Below are 20340 nucleotides of genomic sequence, written 5' to 3'. Positions count from 1 at the left end.
TTCTGAGACGAATTACTGGTTCAGGTTAGCCATCATGGTCATGCGCAGCGCAATGCGATTGATCTCCCGCAGTGCGCTCAGGAATTCCGGTGGCTGATTTTGTTTCTCAGATTGGGCGATGAGGCCGCCCACGAGTTGTAGAAAATCCGCTGTGACCAGGTCCGATTTTTCTTGCATTTTCTTTTGGCGTTCCTCATAAGAAGAGAGGCTAAGTAGTTCTTCGAGGAAGGCAACTTCAGGTGGGGGAGCGCTCAGTTTTTCTAGGTGAGCGCGAATACGTTGCAAGCGAGAAATGCGATCCAGGTCTGCGTTTTTGCGGGCCTGTTCTAATTCTTCGTCGAGGGCTTTGAAGAAAAACTCGTCAATCGTTTCTAAATTCTCTTCAACGGCTTGTTCGATATTTGAGGCTGTGGCAATTTGCTGCACTAATTGACGGCTTTGCTTATAATGGCGTTGAATCTGTTCATCCACCTGGCGTGCATACTCCAGAAGTTTAGCCCGTAAGTTTTCAAGTCGGGCTTTCTCGGCGCTGTCTTGAGACGCCTCAATCCGCTCTGAAAGGACCTGGAAGAATTCATAATCCAGACCGTTACGCACCAGCCCCACCAGGGCCGTGAGTGCAGCTTCGCTCTTGGCTTCGAGCATCAGATCTAAAAGTTTTTCACGCGTTAGTCCTTGGCGGCTGGCCTGCTGCAGTTTTTGCAAGAGATCCTGAACCTCCTGAGTCTGGTTTTTAATCTCCTGTCCTGCTTTTGTGTTATTGAGAGCTTCCTGCTGAAGGGCCGCCAGAACACGCGCGGTTCGCTCGTCACCCTGGGCAAGCATGGCCTCAGTGATTTGGGACAGCATAAGGAAAAAGTCGGCATCAATGAGGCCTTCTTCCTGTTGCATGACCGATTTACGTTCTTCAGGATCTACAATACCCAGCAAGCGTCTGATTAATTCAAAGCGTTTTTGTTGGTTTTCCAACACCTCTCGAGTGTACCCATCGGCCTCAAGAATCCGTTCAATCAAGGTTTGAAAGGTAAGCATTGTTTGAGGACGGAGCAGATAGGCTTTGCGCTTTTCAAGGGGCAGGCGATTCGTGATCTGGTTGATTAGAGGGCCGATAAGTCGTTCTTGATCATTAACCGAGAGTCCTAAGTCTGGCGGGAAATAGGTGAGTAAGAGTTCTTTATCGGGGTCATGATAGACCAGAGGGGCACTAACCATGCCCTCAAACCCACAGGTGGGGCAGTGAATGACGTTGATCTGTCCGTTGAGCAAGCGCTGTTTGACCGAGGGGTCAACCGAGACATCCAGTAGTTGCTCTAAATCGGCGATAACCGGGGATTTACAACGGGGGCAAGAGGTTTGTACTTTGGGCATAAGTAAGTCACACTTTCTGGGCTGAATTAACGAGTGCATTATACCATTTTGAAAGAGCGAAGGGGAAAAAATTTAAATTATTTTCCTTCTTATTGGGGCTGACGGGGAAGTGAGAAGCAAAAACGGGCGCCTTGTTCCGCACCGGAATCCACCCAAATTTTACCCCCGTGGGCTTCAATGATGGCACGGCTCAGGTAAAGACCCAACCCGGCGCCTTTGGTGTGGCGCATCACTTCAGGCGAACGATAGAAGCGATCAAAAATGTGCGGACGATCCGAGGGAGCGATGCCCGGCCCCTGGTCACTCACGCAGACGATCACCGTATCCGGGCGCACCTGGCCCGAGATGCGAATTTCTCCCTGGGGGGCGTACTTTATTGCGTTGGAAATGAGATTGGTGAGAACCTGCTGCAAACGGTCTTCATCGGCCAATATGACCGGAAAGTCAGGGGGAAAATCCACGATAATGGTATGGCGATTGGTCTGCGTGGACATGCGTTGTGCCACCCGTGAGGCCAATTCGGGAAGCCAAACATCGGCGCGCTTGAGGGTAAGACCACCCGCCTGCAAGCGCGAGGCATCCAAAAGATTTTCAATCAGTGCCCCCAGGCGATCGGCTTCTTCCTCGATAACGGCCAGGCTCTCTTGAACAATTTCGGGATCCCATTGCGCATCTTCGCGGCGGAGGGTGCTGACGTAGCCCTTGATCAGAGCCAGGGGGGTTTTGAGCTCGTGACTGATAATGGAAATGAAGGTGCTTTTTAGTTCATCAGCTTCCCGGAAGCGAGTAATATCGCGCACAATGGCAATGATGTTGAGCAATTTGCCTTCACTCAGTAACGGGGCATAGGTAATCCCAACCGGTACAGTATTGCGCGGCCCCTGGCATTTGAGGTCGCCCTCAACGTAGAGATAGGAATTGGGGGCCAAAGGCCACCCGCCCGCCACGGCCTGCTCTAGCGTCATCTCTTTCGGGGGGGTGCTCCAATGCACGATCGCCTCATGGGTTTTACCTTGGATTTTCTCGCGGGGTAGGCCTACAAGGCGAGCAAAAGCCGGATTACAGCGCTCGATCTTCAGATCGGGGTTGAGGATCAGCACACCATCCGCTACAGCATCGAGGAGGCCATCCAGTCGTTGTTTGCTCCGGGCTAATTGGGTATAAAGTTGCGCATTTGAAACGGCAATGGCGGCTTGATCGGCGAATGCCATCAGCAAGCCCCGATCGTTGCTGGAAAAGGCGGCTGGGTAAGAACGAAAGATAAAAATGACCCCCAAAACGCGATTGCGAGCAATGAGTGGCAAGACAACCCCATGTAGTAATCCTAGACTGGTTGTAAGGGCGAGTTCGCGTAAGCGGCGATCAATTTCGAGCAGTTCGAAGTAGTCAGGATCGGGCGAATCGGTGATTTCGTTTAGATAGGGGGCTAAAAATTTGACGAAAGCCTGAGGGATACCTTGGGCAACCGCAACTTTCCAAGTGCCATCTTCCTCACGTAAGGCGATCAAGCCAGCCTGCCCGGCTAACATCTCGATTGAGATGCGCAAGATGCGCCCTAACAACGCATCTAAGTCCAATTCCTGGGTGAGGGCGCGTGTGATCTCAAGTAAGTAATCTCGCTGACGGATACGAAAATCGGGGAGCATGAAGCTCATGGATGAGCGCCTCCGGGGTGGGAAACCGGGTGAAGATAAAGTTCATCTTCAGCCTGTTCGATGGCGGCCTCAAAAATTTCTAATCCTTCGTCTATTTCGTCATAGGTGATACACAGCGGTGGTGAGATGCGGATGACACTGGTGCTACATCCGAGAACGATTAGGCCCTTTTCGAAGCAAAGTTCTACAATACGATCGCGAAGCTTCTCCGCGGGTTCCTTGGTGCTTCGGTCTTGCACAAATTCGACGCCGATCATGAGGCCTAGCCCACGGACATCGCCAATTGAAGGATGGCGTTCCATGATCTCACGCAAACGTTGAAGGGCATATGAACCGACGGTAGCCGCATTTTGCATATAGCCGTTTTCAATCAACTGGAGAGTCGCCAGTGCCGCAGCACAAGATATTGGATTGCCCCCATAGGTGTTACCATGACTGCCCTTTGGCCACGTTACCAAATGTTTGCGTGCCGCCAATACACCCAAGGGCATACCCGAGGCGATGCCTTTGGCGATGCAAATCATATCCGGCTCAACGCCAAAATGCTGGATTCCCCACCATTTACCCGTGCGCCCAACACCACTTTGCACTTCATCAACAATTAGAAGGATACCGTACCGATCACAGAGATCTCTGAGAGCCGGGAAGAATCCGGGTGCGGGGACGACGTAACCGCCTTCACCGAGCACCGGTTCAACGATGATGCCCGCGACGGCGTCCGGGGGGATGAGTTTAGCGAATACCTCTTGCTCGAGATAGCGCACAACGGTTTGACCGTAGGGTTCACCAGGCGGGGATTGTAATACCGGACGGTAGGGATTGGGGTAAGGGATGTGGGTAACCCCGGGCATGAGGGGCAAAAACCCACGGTGATAGGATGATTTACTGGCCGTGAAAGCCAATGAGCCCATAGTGCGCCCATGAAATCCACCGAGAAAACCAATGAATTCAGTGCGCCCGGTGTAGTAACGGGCCAGTTTGATTGCGGTTTCAACGGCACCCGTGCCGGAATTGGTCATAAAACAAACAGCATCTTCGTCAAAGGGGACGATGCGGTTAATGTACTCGGCAAGTTCTATCCATTTGGGGTGGTAAAAATCAGAAGAAATATGGATGAATTTCCCGGCTTGTTCCTGGATGGCTTTAACGACTTGAGGGTGGCTGTGCCCGGTGGAAACCACTGCAATTCCGGCGGCAAAATCAAGAAAGCGATTGCCATCTACGTCCCAAACTTCTACGCCACGGCCATGATCCATAACAAAGGGGTGACTGCGGGGGTAGGAAGGGGAGATGACAGCATGATCCCGAGCAATATAGTGGTGGGCTTTGGGGCCGGGTAAAGAGGTAGATGCCATAGAGAATTCCTCCTGGGAATATGTGAAGAGATGACCATGCATAAAGGTGGTGTTTTGTAAAAGGACGATTGAAATCTTTTTTATCAGCTGATTGAATCGCCCTTTCCCTCCATGCAATACACGTAAATCAGCGGGAAGACGTTAACAGGTCTCTGTAGCAGTTAAAGGATGTTAATTGCATTTACTTCCCTCATTATAGCATGGGAAAATTAGCGGTTTGAATCGGGGTATTGTGATAATTATCACAAATAGTGGTATAATAAATTCAGCTGTTCATACCAGAAAGTTTTCGTTGACGCCCAAACAAAAGACGGTTATAAATAAGATGGTATGGGCAAGTTAACGTCTCGTCCCTGGCATTCCTGGCAACGGCGTATGAGGCTGGCACTGCGATGGCTTACGCCAGGGATTGGCGTTAAGCGTTGGTTGTTGGTTCTACTTATTGGAACCACGTTTTTAGGTACGGGGGTCACGCTTTCTCTGCTCGACATTTACCGCGGGGCACCCGATACTCCCTGGCTACCATGGCTTTCTATTCTTGCCCTCCGTTTTATTGACCGCCCTCTGCGCATTGCCATTTTCGCCAGTATTGGGGTAGGGCTTATCCTCTGGGGAGGCTGGGGGCTTAGCCGTTCACTTTTACGGCCATTTTTACGCCCCGGCAAACCTATTGTGGAAACAGTGACGGATTACCGTCGCCGGGAACGCGGGCCGCGTATTGTGGCCATTGGCGGAGGAACGGGGCTCTCCACGTTGTTACGTGGTTTGAAAGCTTATACCCACAATATCACCGCCATTGTGACGGTGGCCGATGATGGCGGCTCATCGGGTGAGTTGCGGCGTCATATGGGCGTACTGCCGCCCGGAGATATTCGTAACTGTTTGGCGGCTCTATCGGATGACGAGGAACTAGTTACACAGTTGTTCCGCTACCGCTTTCCGGCTGGGGCGGGGTTAAATGGACACAACCTAGGTAACCTTTTGATCACCGCCTTAGCCGATATCACCGGTTCGTTTGAGGAAGCCATCGCCGAGTCAGGACGAGTTTTAGCAGTACGGGGACGGGTTCTCCCCTCAACCTTGCATGACGTCCGTTTGGTGGCGGAGGTAAAAACGCCGGAAAATGGGCGCACCCTCCGTGTCAAGGGCGAGAGTAATATCCCGAAAGTGGGTGGACAGGTCGAACGGGTGTGGCTGGAACCCAACGCACCCTTAGGTTATCCCCCCGCGGTGCAAGCCATTCTTAATGCCGACCTGATTTTGATCGGGCCGGGTTCTCTCTTTACCAGCATATTGCCTAACTTACTGGTACCTGATATTGCTGCGGCCTTGAAATCCAGTCGGGCGTTGAAGTTTTATATTTGTAACGTAGCAACCCAGCGTGGAGAGACGGATACGTTTACCTGTGCGGATCACGTAAGAGCCATCGAGCGTCATCTCGGAGAACCGATTTTTGATTTGATCGTGTGTAATAACCGCCCCCCCAAGAATCTGCCCGAGGGGGTGCGGGCGGTTTTGCCCTCGCCAGAGTTGGAAGAACGTCATGCTATCTACTGTGCGGATTTGGTGGATGATGAGCAACCCTGGCGACATGATGCGGCACGGTTGGCTCAAGTGGTGATGGATCTCTACTACGAGCGCACCGGGCCGCTATCTGGACGTGAAGATACCCTTCCCCGTGAAGGTGTGCTCAGCACCTATGCGGAAAAGGGGAGGAATTGAACCAACCATTCTAACAATCCTAAATCTTGTGGAGGTGCACAATGGCAGTCAAAGTTGGTATCAATGGTTTTGGCCGTATTGGCCGTTTGGTTCTCAAGGCCATCCTTGAGCGTTACCCCAATGACCTGGAAGTCGTAGCGGTCAATGATCTGTTCGATGCGAAGCAGAATGCGCATCTATTCAAGTTTGACTCCACCTACGGAATTTACCCGGGTAGCGTGGAGGTGGTAGATGGGGATATTGTCATTGACGGGCGGCGCATCAAGGTGTTTGCCGAGAAAGATCCGGGCAACCTGCCATGGAAGGATCTGGGTGTAGACATTGTGATCGAGTCCACGGGTGTCTTCACCGATGCTTTGGGCGATCCGGCGAAGGGCAAGCCTGGTGCTCGCGTTCACATTGATAAGGGCGGTGCGAAGAAGGTCATCATTAGCGCACCGGCAAAGAACGAGGATATTACAATTGTCCTCGGCGTCAACGAAAATATGTATGACCCCGCAAAACATCATGTGGTCTCCAATGCCTCCTGCACCACCAACTGCTTGGCGCCGGCGGCAAAGGTGGTCCATGATCACTTCAAGATCCTTAATGCGGTGATGGTGACCATTCACTCATATACGAACGATCAGGTGATCTTGGATCAGGGGCACAAGAAAGAAATGCGCCGCTCCCGCTCGGCTGGCCTTAACATTATCCCCACGACCACCGGCGCGGCTAAGGCAGTGGCGTTGGTCATCCCCGATTTGAAGGGCAAATTTGACGGTTATGCCCTGCGCGTGCCCACCCCCACGGTTTCAATCGTGGACTTTGTTGCAACGGTGGAAAAACCCACCACCAAGGAAGAACTCAATCAGGTCTTCATTGATGCGGCGAATGGTCCGCTCAAGGGCATCCTGGGTGTCACCAATGGTGGCTATAATGAGCCGCTGGTTTCGATGGACTTCAAAGGCGACTCCCGCTCTTCCATTATTGACTTGCCCTCGAACATGGTCATGGGTGGCAATCTGGTCAAAGTGGTGGCCTGGTACGATAACGAGTGGGGTTACTCCTGCCGCACCGCTGACCTGGCCGCGTTAATGGCAAAATCGTTATAGTCGAATGCCGCTCTTGAAACTCAGGTCATGCGCGACCTTAGAAACACCTCGGGGTTGCGCATGACCATCTTCTAAATGTGGGAGGGAATCATGTTCAACAAGAAGACAATTCGAGATGTTGATGTTAAGGGCAAACGCGTGTTCGTGCGTGTAGATTTCAACGTTCCTATTAAAGACGGTGTGGTTGGGGATGATACGCGCATTCGTGCAGCGTTGCCGACCATTCAGTATCTATTAGATCAAGGCGCGGCGGTCATACTTGCTTCCCATTTGGGTCGTCCAAAAGGAGGCCCGGATCCTAAATATTCCCTTAAACCGGTGGCGGATTATCTGGCCAACCTGCTGGGGAAGCCGGTGAAATTTGCAGAAGATTGTATTGGGCCGGTGGCTGAGGAAGCCGCTAAAGCACTCAAACCAGGGGAAGTCCTCTTGTTAGAGAACACCCGTTTCCATCCCGAGGAAGAAAAGAATGATCCTGAGATGGCGAAAGCCCTGGCTGCGTTGGCGGACATTTATGTGAACGATGCCTTTGGCTCCGCTCATCGCGCTCACGCTTCCACCGAAGGAATTGCACATTACCTGCCGGCGGTGGCGGGCTTCCTGATGGAGAAAGAAATCAAATACCTGGGTGAGGCGATTGAAAATCCCAAGCGCCCCTTTGTGGCGATCCTGGGTGGCGCCAAGATCAGCGACAAAATCGGTGTTATCCGCAATCTCTTGAAGAAAGCGGATGCCATTTTGATCGGCGGTGGGATGGCGAATACTTTCTTCAAAGCCAAGGGTATCCCGATGGGTGATTCGTTGGTTGAGGATGAGGCACTCGAAACTGCCAAGTCCTTGCTGGCAGAGGGCGGTGAGCGCCTGTATCTGCCGGTAGATGTAGTGATCGCAGATCGCTTTGACGCCGAAGCAGAGTCGAAGGTGATGCCAGTTGGGCCGGTGCCGGAAGGCTGGCGGGTATTGGATATTGGGCCGCAAACCGTGGAGGCGTATAGCAAAGTGATTGCCGGAGCGGGCACGGTGGTGTGGAACGGCCCGATGGGTGTTTTTGAGTTTCCGAAGTTTGCTCAGGGCACATTCGGTATCGCACGCGCTGTGGCAGAAAGTGGCGCGGTGAGCATCATCGGCGGTGGCGAGTCGGTGCAGGCTATCAACCAGTCGGGTTTGGCCGATAAGATCACCCATATCTCAACTGGCGGTGGTGCATCTCTGGAAATGTTGGAGGGTTTGGTACTGCCCGGCGTTGCCGCACTATTGGATAAATAAGTATGTACACCGATCAGCCCCGGACAAGTTTCCGGGGCTGATTTTTTATAAGGGCGCGGTTTACCACACTTGAGTTCGAGATTTTCCTAGACGAATTGAGGTTCTTCTGGTAAAATCGGCTTCCGAAAGTTAAACTGATGGAGGATGGGCTTTGGCTAACATCAAGTCTCAAATCAAACGCAATCGGCAGAATGAAAAGCGACGCCTGCGCAACCGGGTTTATCGTGGATCAGCGCGCACGTTTATTCGAAAGGCTAACGCAGCAATTGAAAGCGGTAATCTCGATGAAGCCCGTGCGGCTGTGCTTCGCGCTCAAAAAGCGCTGGATAAAGCGGCTGAGAAAGGGATTATTCATAAAAACAATGCTGCGCGCCGGAAAAGCCGCTTGATGAAACGCTTTGCCGCTTTGCTTAACAAAGCGGTCTAATTAAAGCATTCTCTTTTTATCTTCTATTCGCCTCGAGGTGAGCGGGAGCATTGGTCTCCCGCTTATTTATGTTCCTACCGACTTATCTAAGAATCGGCGATAAAGGCCTATGATATAATCGGCTTGCCTTTCGACAAGACAAAAGTGTATTTGTATAATCCTGAATACCGAGGCATCAGCCACATGTTTGAACGTGAACAATACTTAGTTGAAGAAAAAATTCGTCAGTATTGCGCGCAAAATGGGTTGCCTGAACCCCAAATTCAATGGAAGTGGATCCCCTTTGCCGGCCATTGGGGCATTTCGACCTCTTTTTTTCAGTTAGCGGCTCAGGAAGCCCGTCAGGGAAAAGCGGTCAAGGTCAATCAACGGGCACAGGAACTCGCTGCGGCAATCGCTGCTTTTCTGGGTGAAATAGAAGGTTTTTCTCAAATCGAGGCAGTTAATGGTTACCTGAATCTTCACTTTTCACCCGACCGCTATGCCCAAAGAGTGGTAGATACTGTTCTGGAGCAGGGGCGAACGTTCGGGCGGACGGCTTCACGAGGCGAAAAGGTGATGGTGGAATTTTCACAGCCCAACACTCACAAGGCTTTTCATGTGGGTCACCTCAGGAATGTTATTCTCGGTACGGCGATCTCAAATATCTTGGAATTCGCGGGCTATGAGGTTATACGGGCTAATTACATCGGGGATATTGGCCTTCATGTCATCAAGTGGTTATGGAATTATATGACCTATCATGCTGGTGAGGAACCCGGTGAAGATAAGACGCGTTGGATGGGAGATCTTTATGCTGAGGCGGATCGGCGCTATGAAGAAGATCCTTCAGTAGAACCGCAAGTACGTGCCCTTTTTGCGCGCTGGCATCAACGTGATCCCGAAATCTTAGCCCTGTGGCAAAAGACACGTCAGTGGTCATTGGAGGGGTTCGACCAGATCTATGCCTTGTTGGGAGTTCATTTTGATCGTGTCTATTTTGAAAGCGAAGTCGAAGAACCCGGTATTAAATTGGTGGAAGAGTTAATCCGGCGGGGTATTGCGCGCGATGAACGGCCTGAGGGTCCGGTGGTTGTTCCTCTGGATGAACTCTTGGGCACCCAAGACAAATATCGCACCCTGGTTGTTTTGCGTTCGGATGGGACATCGCTTTACGCCACCAAAGATCTGGCCTTGGCCATTTTAAAATTCCAGGAATATGATTTGGTGCGCTCTATTTATGTTGTGGATGTGCGCCAGACCCTTTACCTGCAACAGATTTTTAAAACGCTAGAGTTGATGGGATATGAATGGGCAAGCAGGTGTTACCATTTGGCCTATGAAATTGTCAACCTGCCCGGCAATGTAACGATGTCTTCACGTGAGGGGACGGTGGTGCTATTGGAAGACCTCGTTCGTGAGGCAACACGGCGAGCCTTAGAAATCGTGCAGGTAAAGAATCCGGAGTTACCCGCCGAGAAACAACAGGCGATCGCCCATGCAGTGGCCTTGGGCGCGATTAAGTATTCTATGCTTTCACGGGATAATACCAAAATCGTGACGTTTGACTGGGAGAGCGCACTGGATATCAATGGACAGGCAGCGCCTTACATTCAATATGCCTATGTTCGAGCCGGTAGCATCCTGCGCAAGGTGAACTTTGAGGTACCACCCTCTACCCTTCCGTCTCATGAATTAACCACCCCAGAAATTGAGTTAGTGGATTTGATTTCGCGTTTACCGGGTGAGATCCAACGCGCGGCGGCAGAATTTCGTCCGTTGCTTATCTCTAATCTTATATATGAATTGGCGCGCGTATTCAATGATTTTTACACCCAATGTCCGGTCTTACAAGCCGAACCGGAGGTTCGTTCATTCCGGCTCCGTTTGGTAGCGGCTGCACGCCAGGCACTGGAAGTGGGTCTGGCTTTGCTTGGGATTAGCGCCCCTGAGGCGATGTAATCCGGTTTCCAATTCCAACACCCAGGAGGATGTAATAACCTATGGCCATTCGAACGATCATCATGGGTGCCGCAGGTCGCGATTTTCACAACTTCAATGTTTTCTTCCGCAATAACCCGGACTATCAAGTGGTGGCGTTTACGGCAACCCAGATACCCAACATCGAGGGGCGGCGTTACCCACCCCAGTTAGCCGGTCCTTTGTATCCTGAGGGTATCCCAATTTACCCCGAAAGCGATTTGGAGCACCTGATCAAGACCCTGACGGTAGATCAGGTCGTATTTGCTTACAGCGATGTGTCTCACGAATATGTGATGCATAAGGCCTCTTTGGTTATGGCTGCCGGTGCGGATTTCCGCTTAATGGGCCCTAGAAGCACCCAATTGAAATCCACCAAGCCGGTGGTGGCAGTGTGTGCAGTTCGAACCGGCTCCGGGAAGAGCCAAACCAGCCGCCGGGTGGCAAAAATCCTGCGCAGCATGGGTTTCCGAGTAGCGGCCATTCGTCACCCTATGCCTTATGGGGATCTGGTGCGCCAAGAGGCTCAGCGTTTTGCCAGTTATGAGGATTTGGATCGCTACGAATGCACGATTGAGGAACGCGAAGAGTATGAGCCCCACCTGGACAATGGGGTCATCGTCTACGCTGGTGTGGATTATGAAAAAATCCTGCACCAGGCTGAAGCCGAAGTGGACGTGATTTTGTGGGATGGCGGTAATAATGACTTCTCGTTTTATCAGGAAGATCTGCGCATCGTGGTGGCCGATCCCCACCGCCCCGGGCATGAATACCGTTACCATCCTGGTGAAACCAATGTGCGGCGGGCCGATGTGTTTGTGATCAACAAGGTGGACACAGCTAATCCTGAGGCTGTGATGCAGGTTCGCGAAAGCCTGCAAGCCTTAAACCCGCAAGCCATTATTATTGAAGCCGCTTCCCCCATTTTTGTGGATGATCCGCAAGCCATTCGGGGCAAGCGCGTTTTGGTCATTGAGGATGGGCCAACCCTGACCCATGGTGAGATGGCTTATGGCGCAGGGTGGGTAGCAGCGCGCCGCTTTGGGGCGGCTGAGATAGTAGATCCGCGTCCCTATGCGGTTGGTTCCATTGCCGAGACCTACCGCAAATATACGCAAACGGGCCCCATCCTTCCGGCTATGGGCTACGGCGAAGTTCAAATGCAGGAATTGGAAGAGACCATTAACCGCGCTGAAGTGGACCTGGTGATCTCTGCAACGCCTATAGACATTACCCGGGTGATAAAAATCAACAAGCCGGTTCAGCGGGTACGCTATGAACTTCAAGAAATCGGACAGCCAACCCTTGAAGACATTCTGAAGGCAAAACTGGGTAAATAAGTTCGTCAGGGGTGAGAAAGAATTGCCTTTCTCACCCCTCATTTGGGATGGTAGGGTATGTTTATTGACGAGGCCAGGATTTACGTTCGTTCCGGCAAAGGTGGGGATGGCATTGTGCACTTCCATCGTGAGAAGTACGTGGCCCGCGGCGGCCCGGATGGGGGTGATGGTGGGCGAGGGGGGGATGTCATCCTTGAGGTTTCACCTTTCTTAAATACCCTGGTCAAGTTTCGCTACCAACGTCGTTTTATCGCGCCGGATGGTGAACGCGGAGGCCCCAATAATATGACCGGGCGTTCCGGAGATGACTTGATCATCCCGGTTCCGCCAGGGACGGTCGTTTATGATGATGACACCGGGGAGTTGCTGGGGGATTTAACCGCGCCTGGACAACGTTTAGTGGTATGTCGCGGAGGGCGTGGGGGCCGTGGTAACGCGCGTTTTGCCACTCCTCGCAATCAGGCCCCGCGAATTGCGGAAAAAGGGGAACCTGGACAAGAACGCAACCTGCGCCTGGAACTAAAATTAATCGCCGATGTAGGGATTGTGGGTGTGCCTAATGCCGGAAAATCCAGTTTTCTCGCCGCAGTAACCAACGCCAAACCCAAAATTGCGGATTACCCCTTTACCACGCTCGAACCCAACCTTGGGGTGGCTGATCTCGATGCCAACACATCGCTGGTTCTGGCGGATATTCCGGGGTTGGTCGAAGGGGCACATCGGGGGGTAGGGTTGGGGGATGCCTTTCTACGCCATATCCAACGCACCAAAGTGCTGATTCACTTGCTGGATGGACTTTCGCCCGATCCGGTGGCGGATTATGCCCAAATTAATAGTGAATTGGCGCTGTTTGACCCCGAATTGACGCGCAAACCCATGATTGTGGCTTTGAACAAGATTGATCTCCCCGAGGTTCAGGAGCGGTGGCCGCAAATTCAACGCGCGCTCAAAGAACACGGTGTCGAGGCCACGGCGATTTCGGCTTTACGTAAAATTGGCTTACAACCCATTTTATGGCAGTGTGCTGAACTGGTGAAACAAGCTCCGACAGTACCGGTGAAGGAAGAGCTCCCGGTGTATCGCCCTGCCGCCGATCCACGTGCTTTCCAGGTCATCCGTTTACCGGATGGGAGTTTCAAGGTGACCGGCGAAGCCGTAGAGCGCGCCGCGGCCATGACCTATTGGGAATATGAGGAATCGGTGCGCCGTTTCCAGAAACTCATGGAGGCCTTAGGCGTGGATGAGGCGCTACGGCAGGCCGGGGTTCAAAACGGGGATACTGTCTTCATTGGCGATCATTTTGAACTTGAGTGGCAAGAATGAGCCGGCTAGGAATTTTCGGGGGCACGTTTGATCCTCCTCATGTGGGACATCTCATTCTCGCCTCTGAGGCGGCCGATCAATTGCATTTAGATCGGGTGTTGTGGGTACTAACACCCGATCCGCCACATAAGCGCGGACAACCTATAACACCCCTTGCCATCCGGCTGGAAATGGTTATGGCGGCAATTCAAGATGACCCATCGTTTGAACTTTCGCGAGTTGAGATTGACCGCCCCGGACCGCATTATGCCGTGGATACCCTTCGCATTTTACACGACCTTTATCCTGAGGATAGGCTGATTTATCTGATTGGTGGAGATTCGCTACGCGATTTACCGACCTGGCGTCAACCCTTGGAGTTTCTCAAGGCTTGTGATGGCTTAGGGGTCATGCGGCGACCTGGCGATGCGGTGGATCTTTCTTACCTTGAAGCCGTTTTACCGGGTCTGGAGCGCAAGGTAATGTTTGTAGATGCCCCCTTGTTGGAGATTTCGTCCTCCCAGATCCGCCAACGCGTAGCGGGCGGTAAGGCTTATCGCTATTACCTCCCGCCGCAAGTTTATGCGCTGGTGGAAAAATATCGGCTGTACCGTACTACTTAACTTTTAATTCAAGCGAGCCGACTCCCATTTGAATCTCAATCAGAAGCCGCGCTCCACTCCCGCTTTTTTCATATACTCCATCACGGATGCTCCAGGTACCTTGTGGCGTGATGTTGTTTAACCCACCGGTAATTTCAACCCGGGCCGGGGTTTCTTCGGGGATAATCAGCACAACCTGCGAGACGCCGGATTTGATTTGCACCTTGGTGTCCTGGCTTAAATCTCCTGAGAAATCAAGTGTATATGCGCCGGTTCCTCCCTCGAAGACAATTTCGGCGGCTTTGGTATTGCCTAAACCCACCAATTCGACCTTGGACGCGCCGGTGCGGTAGCGCAATTGTTCCATCGGCAAAGGGTTTGGGGTATTGAAGATGACCCGCGCTTCACTGGCGCCATCTGAGATTTGTAATCGTGTCAGAGGAACACCGCTCAAATCAAGTTCTCCCTTATAGGCACCGGCATTGATGCTCAAATCGAGGGGATAGTTCCCTAATTTCAGATCCCATTCGTTGATGGTGTCTTTGGGAAAGGCGAGTTGACCCTCGGTTTGACGTTGGGTCAGGGTGAGGGCATTTTCACCGCGCAGGATTTGGGGTTCCCACTCGGGGAGGTTGTAGCGAATACTGCCCTCAATCAAACCTTCAGCACCGGCTTGAAGTCTCAACTCGCCCATACCCATTTCTAGACGAAGGCGAATGGGCTGAGTTGTTCCTGCGGGTAGGGGCTCATCAATGGTTATGACCTTGGGCGTGGTGACTTGCATGGTGGGCACACGTAGATTGGGCAAATCTACCGTAATGGAACAGGCTAATGAGGTGATGAGTAACAGGCCTGTTAAGAGTACAAGTGAGCGGGTAAACATCCATGCAGTGTGTCTCATGGCTTACTCCTTAGGAGGGATTTCTTCTTCGTGGGTTGTTGGTGAAGGGTGAATGTCTTTAAGGGCGCTCGAAGAGAGAGAAGTTGGCGGGGCAGTGCGGAAGACCTGGGTGCCAAAACGGCTCAGTAGTACGGCGCCCAATCCCCAACAACCGATGAGGAAACTAAGTAAACCACCCAGGCAGAAGACAAATCCTAACAAATACAACACAAACCCTAGCACCAGTGTGCCGATTCCGGCCGCCAGAGGCGGACTCCAAATGCTTTTGAAGAGTTCGGCCAGGCGGTTGCCGATTTCATACCCTACCGCGACCCATCCTAAAAGTAGTGCCAGGGCAAGGATGACGATCCCGACGAGCGCTACAGGGATGAGGATGATAGTAATGAATAAAACGACAATCACTGCTGGCATAACCAAAAGGGTTAGCAATCCCAATCCACCGCTCAGAAATGGCTCATGTACCAGTGTTTGGCTGATGCGGTCTAAAGGGGTAGGAAGGAGGAGGGCAATTAATAGGGCTAAGATAGCAACCGCCAGTGTGCGCAGGAGATCGAGGAACGTGCGTTGGAGGAAATTGAACGGCTCAGAAGGAAGGTTAGTCCACGGTTGCCAGTGGAAGGCCGGCATACGCCAGAAATTCCCGGTAGGGGTGAAGGTATCCAGTGTGCCCATTAGGTTGGCTTTTTCCAGCCCCGAAATAGACGAGGCAACGGCATGGATATCGCCGCGGATGATGGCCCCATCTTCAAGTTCGATGGTCGCTCCAACGGCGTTGATGCTGGCGACGACCTCACCAGCCAGTTTCAGGCTTCCCCCTAGTAGGTCAACATCGCCGTTGACAGTGGCTCCCCTTTGGATATCGGCTAACCCGCCAATAACGACAAGATCGCCCTCTAATGTTTCGCCACTGTGAAGCGTGAACGTTTCTCCAACAACGAGGCGATCTCTGCTGTAGGTTTGGGGCATGGAAGATGAAGGCGGAAACGCCAAAGCAGGTTGCCATATTCCTAATAGCAGGATCAGGCTGATGAGCGACGCAAGCCATACTTCGCTGGTTTTTGCTTTCATGACGGTTTAACTCCTCGGGAGGTGAATTTAATAAAAGCGTATAACCAGGTACCAAGTGGGAGAATAGTCCACGCATAAAGGAATAAACCAAAGGCGGCTATCCAATAAGGTGGAATCTCACGCAACCAGAAGGTGAAGGCATAGCGCAGTTGAAGCCACGTGAGGGGAAGACGGGAGAGCATGCGGATAATATTTGAAATCATCTCGGTAACGAAGGAGGAATCAAAGAATAGGATCAGCAAAGTGACCATACTAGCGATTACCAACAATGCCACACTGACCAGTCCCACACTCCAATTCCAGAATGCTTCCTGGGTCTGTTGGGAGCGGACACGAGCATAAGACTGCCAGCGATTGGCAAAACCCGATGTAGGTGCATGCAAGGGCAGACGAAGAAGTGCCCGTTCTACCTCTTGCCAGGACTGATAGGTTTCGAGACAATGAGAGCACGCGGTTAAATGGCGTTCCAAATTCTGTGGCTGGATCTCTGCCTTTTCTACTTCACAATACCAGGGTTCAATAGGCGGGTGCTTCATGGGTCGTCTCCTTTTGGGCAAAATGGCGTTGTTGTTCCTTCCACATGTGTGCAATTTTTTGGCGGGCGCGATGCAAACGACTTTTTACGGCGCTTACGGAAAGGGAGAGCGTTTCAGCCATTTCAAGTTCGCTCATTTCATACCAGTATCGCAAGATCAAAACGGCACGTTCGTGGGGTTCTAAGCGCATGAGAAGATGTTGGATGTATTGATGCTCCTCGCGGCGGGCATATTGGCTCTCGGGACTGGGTTCGGTGCTGGGGAGTACTTCGTCCATCCATTCCTGGATATTTTCCACCGGGGTTCGACGCTTACGCAGTTGGTCAATACAGTAGTGGGCAGCTATTGAGAGCAGCCAGGTCAAGAACGGGCGAGATTGATCGTAACGGTGAAGGGCTTGAAAAGCGCGCCAAAACGTCTCTTGCGCTGCATCTTCGGCCTCTTGAACATCGCCTAACATACGAAAGCACAGATTATAGACCTGAGTCTGGTAGGTGGCCACGACCTGGCTAAAGGCGTCTATATCGTGGGAAACATCCTTTAAGATGCCCGGGTCAAATTCAGCCACCGTGATGCTCCATTTACCTCTTGTGCTTTCTGCTTTAATCTACGCAGAAATCCCAGTCGGGTTGCGTGGCCCTAGTGCTATCCACGAATGGTTTGTGGCTATTAATCATCCAAGGCTGATTCTGCAGGTTGAGCCCTGACTGTTGAAGGCGATGGTGAAGAGGCTGTCAACAATACCTGACCCTGCGAAAGTAACATGGCCACAAAAATCAAGAGGGCGCCTAACCATTGTGTCGGCTGGAGTTTTTCTCCCAATAACAATGCGCCAAAAAGCGCGGCAAACACGGCTTCACTGCTGAATAGGATGGCAGCGTCTGCCGGTGGGGCGTGGCGTTGACCAATGACCTGAAGTGTAAACGCCAGACCGACAATGAAAACCGCTGAGTAGATAGTGGCAGTCAGGGTTGCCGGGCTTATAGCGTGAAGTTTTTGGGGGAGAAGATTTCCTACAATGGCGAGATTGAGCAAACCGCACACCAGTGCCTGACCGGCAGCAAAAATAAACGCATTCATGCGTTGAGCGGCTTGGCCTACTGTTATCACATGGAGGGCCCAGATAAAAGCGCCGCCCAGGATAATGGTATCACCGGGGTTCAGGCGAACCTGGAGAGAACCACTGCTGAGCAGCAATGTACCCAAGACAGCCATTCCGGCAGCCAGCCAGACATACCAACCCGGTCGTTGGCGTCCAAAGAGGAATAGCAGCAAGGGAATGATAACAACATACAGACCGGTGATAAACCCTGCATTTGCGGCGGTCGTGGAGGTAATTCCAATTTGCTGGAGCGTGCTTCCGCCGAAGAGGAGCGTGCCGCCCAGAAAAATCCATTTCCATTCCCGGGCTTTTGAAGGGAGGTGCAAGCGTAAGCCGAGAATTAATAAAAGTCCCCCGATAGTAAACCTCAGGCCGTTGAATACGAAATTGTCAACTTCAGCGGCGGCAATTTTTTGCGCTACAAAGCCGCTGCCCCAAATAACAGCCACCAGCAGCAAAATTAAATCTGATTTCAAACGAGTATTTTTCATCACAATAATCTCGCGCTGGGGATTCGTCCACACCCATCCCCGATTTTTAATTCTATTTTGTGCCTTGAGACATGGGGATTGATCGGGGGGATCAATCCTCTAAAGTAAACCCAATTTTTATCGTTACCTGCCACTGCCCGACATGATCATTCTCAATTCGCCCCCGGATTTCGCTCACCTCGAACCACTGTAACTGACGCACGGTGCGCGAAGCTCGCCCAATGGCGGTTTGAATGGCATCTTCAATGCTGACGTCGGACGTGCCGGTAATTTCGATGGTTTTATAGACCTTGTTCATCGCTTGCCTCCTTTGGCTATTTATACAATTGATCTCGGTGCTCGAGTGAACCTTTAGATAACCTAATTCTAAGCCAAAACATCGAAAGGTGGCGGATAACCTGATATAATTGTTTTACAAACGGGTTTCGACCTTGAAGGTGGAGGCTGTCCGGTCATAGCGACGTTCTGGGTTGTTTCGACCGATTTTTCCCTTCTCGGCTGAGGTCAATTGAAAATCTAGTGTACCTTTCACCCCTGTGGGGTGATTTTTATTTTGGATTTGCATGTCTGTCTTCTATAGGTGTAAAGGATGGTGGAGGTGAGTTGGGATTATACAACAAATAGGCACAATAGTTTTGGTTCGGATTCTAAGAGACACTATTTCAATTCCTTCTTTTAGAGAGGATGTTATGCAGTTCACCACATTTTCTTATTGTTCACCTAAATTGGAACTGCGACCTTGCCCGGACAAAAAAGGATTGGGACTTTTTGCACGAGAACCCATTATGGCGGGGGAACTCTTGGCTGTTTGGGGTGGTCAGGTATTGACTGGAGCACAAGTGCGCCTTTTGCCCGTTGAGCGCCGCATTCACAGCATCCAAATTGAAGAGGATCTTTATATGGTGCCTCTAACCCATGGTGAACCGGCAGACTACTTTAACCATTCGTGTGATCCTAATTGTGGCTTGAGTTCACCAATCACGCTGGTGGCAATGCGAGATATTGCGGTGGGGGAAGAGGCATGTTTTGATTATGCGATGAGTGATTCCAGCGATTACGATGAATTTGAATGCCATTGTGGTTCTCCCCATTGTCGGCGCATCGTCACGGGTCGGGATTGGATGCTCCCCAGCCTTCAGGAACGATATTGGGGGTATTTTTCCCCTTACTTACAGCGGCGGATTGAAAAAATGCGCCAGGCAATGGCCAATCCGTCATTGATGGGCAGTTAGCCCTGGGAACTATGAGTGTTATGAAGAAGAGGTGGGGAAATTTATTTCCCCGACCGTGGTAAGATTCTGTCAGAATTGGATCGTGACTTGTTAGGTGATTCTTCGAAATGGGAGAAAACATGGCAGGTATCGTGGCTTTACTGACGGATTTTGGATATCGTGACCATTACGTTGGGGTTATGAAGGGAGTGATCTGGGGTATTTCACCCTCGGTACAAATTGCAGACATCACTCATGCCGTAAGGCCGCAAAATGTCTTTGAAGGTGCCTTTTTGCTAGCGCAAGCCTATCCTTACTTTCCGCCAGAGAGTATCTTTGTGGCGGTGGTGGATCCAGGTGTAGGAACGCAACGACGTCCCTTAGCGGCGAGGGTAGGTGATTACTTTTTTGTGGCACCCGATAACGGGTTGTTGTCATTTGTTATTCGGGAGGGTGAGATCCACAGGTGGCCGATGGAATTTGTTCATCTTACACAATCCGCATATTGGTTGCCGAATGTCAGCCGTTCATTCCACGGGCGAGATGTTTTTGCCCCGGTCGCCGCTCACCTGGCTAAGGGAGTGCCTTTGGAAGCGCTTGGCCCTCGAATTGAGGATCCGATTATGCTGCCGGTGCCCGAACCCTTTCCGGAGGAGGGAGGGTGGCAAGGTCAAATCATCTACATTGACGTCTTTGGTAATTTGATCACGAACATCCAACCCCATCATTTAGCGGGTGACCTTCACTGGAAGATTTATTATAAAGACCGTGAGATTGATAAACTGGTCAACACATTTGGTGAAGGGCGGCCGGGAGATCTGATTGCCATGTTTGATAGCACCGGCTACCTGAGTCTGTGTATTGTTAACGGCAACGCCGAAATGACGCTAAACGCTCGGGTGGGAGATTCTCTCAAAATGCTTCGATCTTGATACATACCT

19 protein-coding genes are annotated in these 20340 nt (G+C 51.6%); 10 read left to right on the top strand and 9 right to left on the bottom strand.

The features are described from left to right. Positions 1-12 precede the first annotated feature (12 nt). The 3 genes from QYE77_RS03965 to QYE77_RS03955 all read right to left on the bottom strand — a co-directional run bounded on the left by QYE77_RS03965 (position 13) and on the right by QYE77_RS03955 (position 4378). Positions 13-1368 (bottom strand): CpXC domain-containing protein, encoded by a 1356-nt coding sequence (locus QYE77_RS03965; RefSeq protein ID WP_315624064.1) that lies wholly within the window; start codon positions 1366-1368, stop codon positions 13-15. Positions 1369-1457: 89 nt separating this feature from the next. Next, positions 1458-3023, bottom strand: coding sequence for a sensor histidine kinase (locus QYE77_RS03960; RefSeq protein ID WP_315624063.1), 1566 nt, complete (start codon positions 3021-3023; stop codon positions 1458-1460). Beyond that, positions 3020-4378, bottom strand: coding sequence for an acetyl ornithine aminotransferase family protein (locus QYE77_RS03955; protein ID WP_315624062.1), 1359 nt, complete (start codon positions 4376-4378; stop codon positions 3020-3022). Before QYE77_RS03955 ends, QYE77_RS03960 begins: the two co-directional genes overlap by 4 nt. 330 nt (positions 4379-4708) lie before the next feature. Here QYE77_RS03955 and QYE77_RS03950 point away from each other — a divergent pair, with 330 nt between their 5' ends. From QYE77_RS03950 to nadD, 8 genes are all read left to right on the top strand, one after another. Further along, positions 4709-6100 (top strand): gluconeogenesis factor YvcK family protein, encoded by a 1392-nt coding sequence (locus tag QYE77_RS03950; RefSeq protein WP_315624061.1) that lies wholly within the window; start codon positions 4709-4711, stop codon positions 6098-6100. Positions 6101-6141: 41 nt separating this feature from the next. Continuing rightward, the gene (gene gap, locus QYE77_RS03945; protein ID WP_315624060.1) at positions 6142-7194 is read left to right on the top strand and encodes a type I glyceraldehyde-3-phosphate dehydrogenase; all 1053 of its coding nucleotides are present in this window, start codon (positions 6142-6144) and stop codon (positions 7192-7194) included. A gap of 90 nt (positions 7195-7284) precedes the next feature. Then, entirely contained in the window at positions 7285-8460 is a 1176-nt protein-coding gene (locus QYE77_RS03940) for a phosphoglycerate kinase (protein WP_315624059.1), read from the top strand. Positions 8461-8611: 151 nt separating this feature from the next. Next, a complete protein-coding gene (rpsT, locus tag QYE77_RS03935; RefSeq protein ID WP_315624058.1) occupies positions 8612-8887 on the top strand; it encodes a 30S ribosomal protein S20 in 276 nt (91 codons plus the stop codon). A gap of 183 nt (positions 8888-9070) precedes the next feature. Beyond that, positions 9071-10828: an arginine--tRNA ligase gene (gene argS, locus QYE77_RS03930; protein WP_315624057.1), complete on the top strand. Its 1758-nt coding sequence runs from the start codon at positions 9071-9073 to the stop codon at positions 10826-10828. Positions 10829-10869: 41 nt separating this feature from the next. Further along, positions 10870-12186, top strand: a complete 1317-nt coding sequence (locus tag QYE77_RS03925) for a cyclic 2,3-diphosphoglycerate synthase (protein ID WP_315624056.1) — start codon at positions 10870-10872, stop codon at positions 12184-12186. A gap of 57 nt (positions 12187-12243) precedes the next feature. Next, the gene (gene obgE, locus QYE77_RS03920) at positions 12244-13509 is read left to right on the top strand and encodes a GTPase ObgE (protein WP_315624055.1); all 1266 of its coding nucleotides are present in this window, start codon (positions 12244-12246) and stop codon (positions 13507-13509) included. Then, positions 13506-14111 (top strand): nicotinate-nucleotide adenylyltransferase, encoded by a 606-nt coding sequence (gene nadD, locus QYE77_RS03915; protein WP_315624054.1) that lies wholly within the window; start codon positions 13506-13508, stop codon positions 14109-14111. The genes obgE and nadD overlap by 4 nt, the downstream gene beginning before the upstream one ends. On the opposite strand, the gene QYE77_RS03910 is transcribed toward nadD, so the two are convergent. The 6 genes from QYE77_RS03910 to QYE77_RS03885 all read right to left on the bottom strand — a co-directional run bounded on the left by QYE77_RS03910 (position 14104) and on the right by QYE77_RS03885 (position 18486). Next, on the bottom strand, positions 14104-14991 hold the full coding sequence (locus tag QYE77_RS03910) for a toast rack family protein (RefSeq protein WP_315624053.1): 888 nt from the start codon (positions 14989-14991) through the stop codon (positions 14104-14106). The two genes, nadD and QYE77_RS03910, sit on opposite strands and share 8 nt — an antisense overlap. Before the next feature lie 3 nt (positions 14992-14994). Continuing rightward, positions 14995-16059, bottom strand: coding sequence for a bactofilin family protein (locus tag QYE77_RS03905; protein WP_315624052.1), 1065 nt, complete (start codon positions 16057-16059; stop codon positions 14995-14997). Continuing rightward, positions 16056-16595 carry a hypothetical protein gene (locus QYE77_RS03900; RefSeq protein ID WP_315624051.1) on the bottom strand — a complete coding sequence of 180 codons (540 nt, stop codon included), beginning with the start codon at positions 16593-16595 and terminating at the stop codon, positions 16056-16058. The genes QYE77_RS03905 and QYE77_RS03900 overlap by 4 nt, the downstream gene beginning before the upstream one ends. Continuing rightward, positions 16576-17163, bottom strand: a complete 588-nt coding sequence (locus QYE77_RS03895; protein ID WP_315624050.1) for an RNA polymerase sigma factor — start codon at positions 17161-17163, stop codon at positions 16576-16578. The genes QYE77_RS03900 and QYE77_RS03895 overlap by 20 nt, the downstream gene beginning before the upstream one ends. Positions 17164-17264: 101 nt before the next feature. Continuing rightward, positions 17265-18188 carry a DMT family transporter gene (locus QYE77_RS03890; RefSeq protein ID WP_315624049.1) on the bottom strand — a complete coding sequence of 308 codons (924 nt, stop codon included), beginning with the start codon at positions 18186-18188 and terminating at the stop codon, positions 17265-17267. Positions 18189-18279: 91 nt separating this feature from the next. Beyond that, the gene (locus QYE77_RS03885) at positions 18280-18486 is read right to left on the bottom strand and encodes a dodecin (protein ID WP_315624048.1); all 207 of its coding nucleotides are present in this window, start codon (positions 18484-18486) and stop codon (positions 18280-18282) included. A gap of 391 nt (positions 18487-18877) precedes the next feature. Between QYE77_RS03885 and QYE77_RS03880 the strand changes: the two genes are divergently transcribed. Beyond that, positions 18878-19420: an SET domain-containing protein gene (locus QYE77_RS03880; RefSeq protein WP_399389428.1), complete on the top strand. Its 543-nt coding sequence runs from the start codon at positions 18878-18880 to the stop codon at positions 19418-19420. 119 nt (positions 19421-19539) lie between these two features. Then, on the top strand, positions 19540-20331 hold the full coding sequence (locus QYE77_RS03875; RefSeq protein WP_315624046.1) for an SAM hydrolase/SAM-dependent halogenase family protein: 792 nt from the start codon (positions 19540-19542) through the stop codon (positions 20329-20331). The last annotated feature ends 9 nt before the right edge of the window (positions 20332-20340 follow it).

The sequence above is a fragment of the Thermanaerothrix solaris genome, from assembly GCF_032334255.1.
Classification (GTDB): domain Bacteria; phylum Chloroflexota; class Anaerolineae; order Anaerolineales; family Anaerolineaceae; genus Thermanaerothrix; species Thermanaerothrix solaris.
Note: the sequence above shows the minus strand (reverse complement) of the source record. Positions and strands in the feature narration are given on the sequence as shown.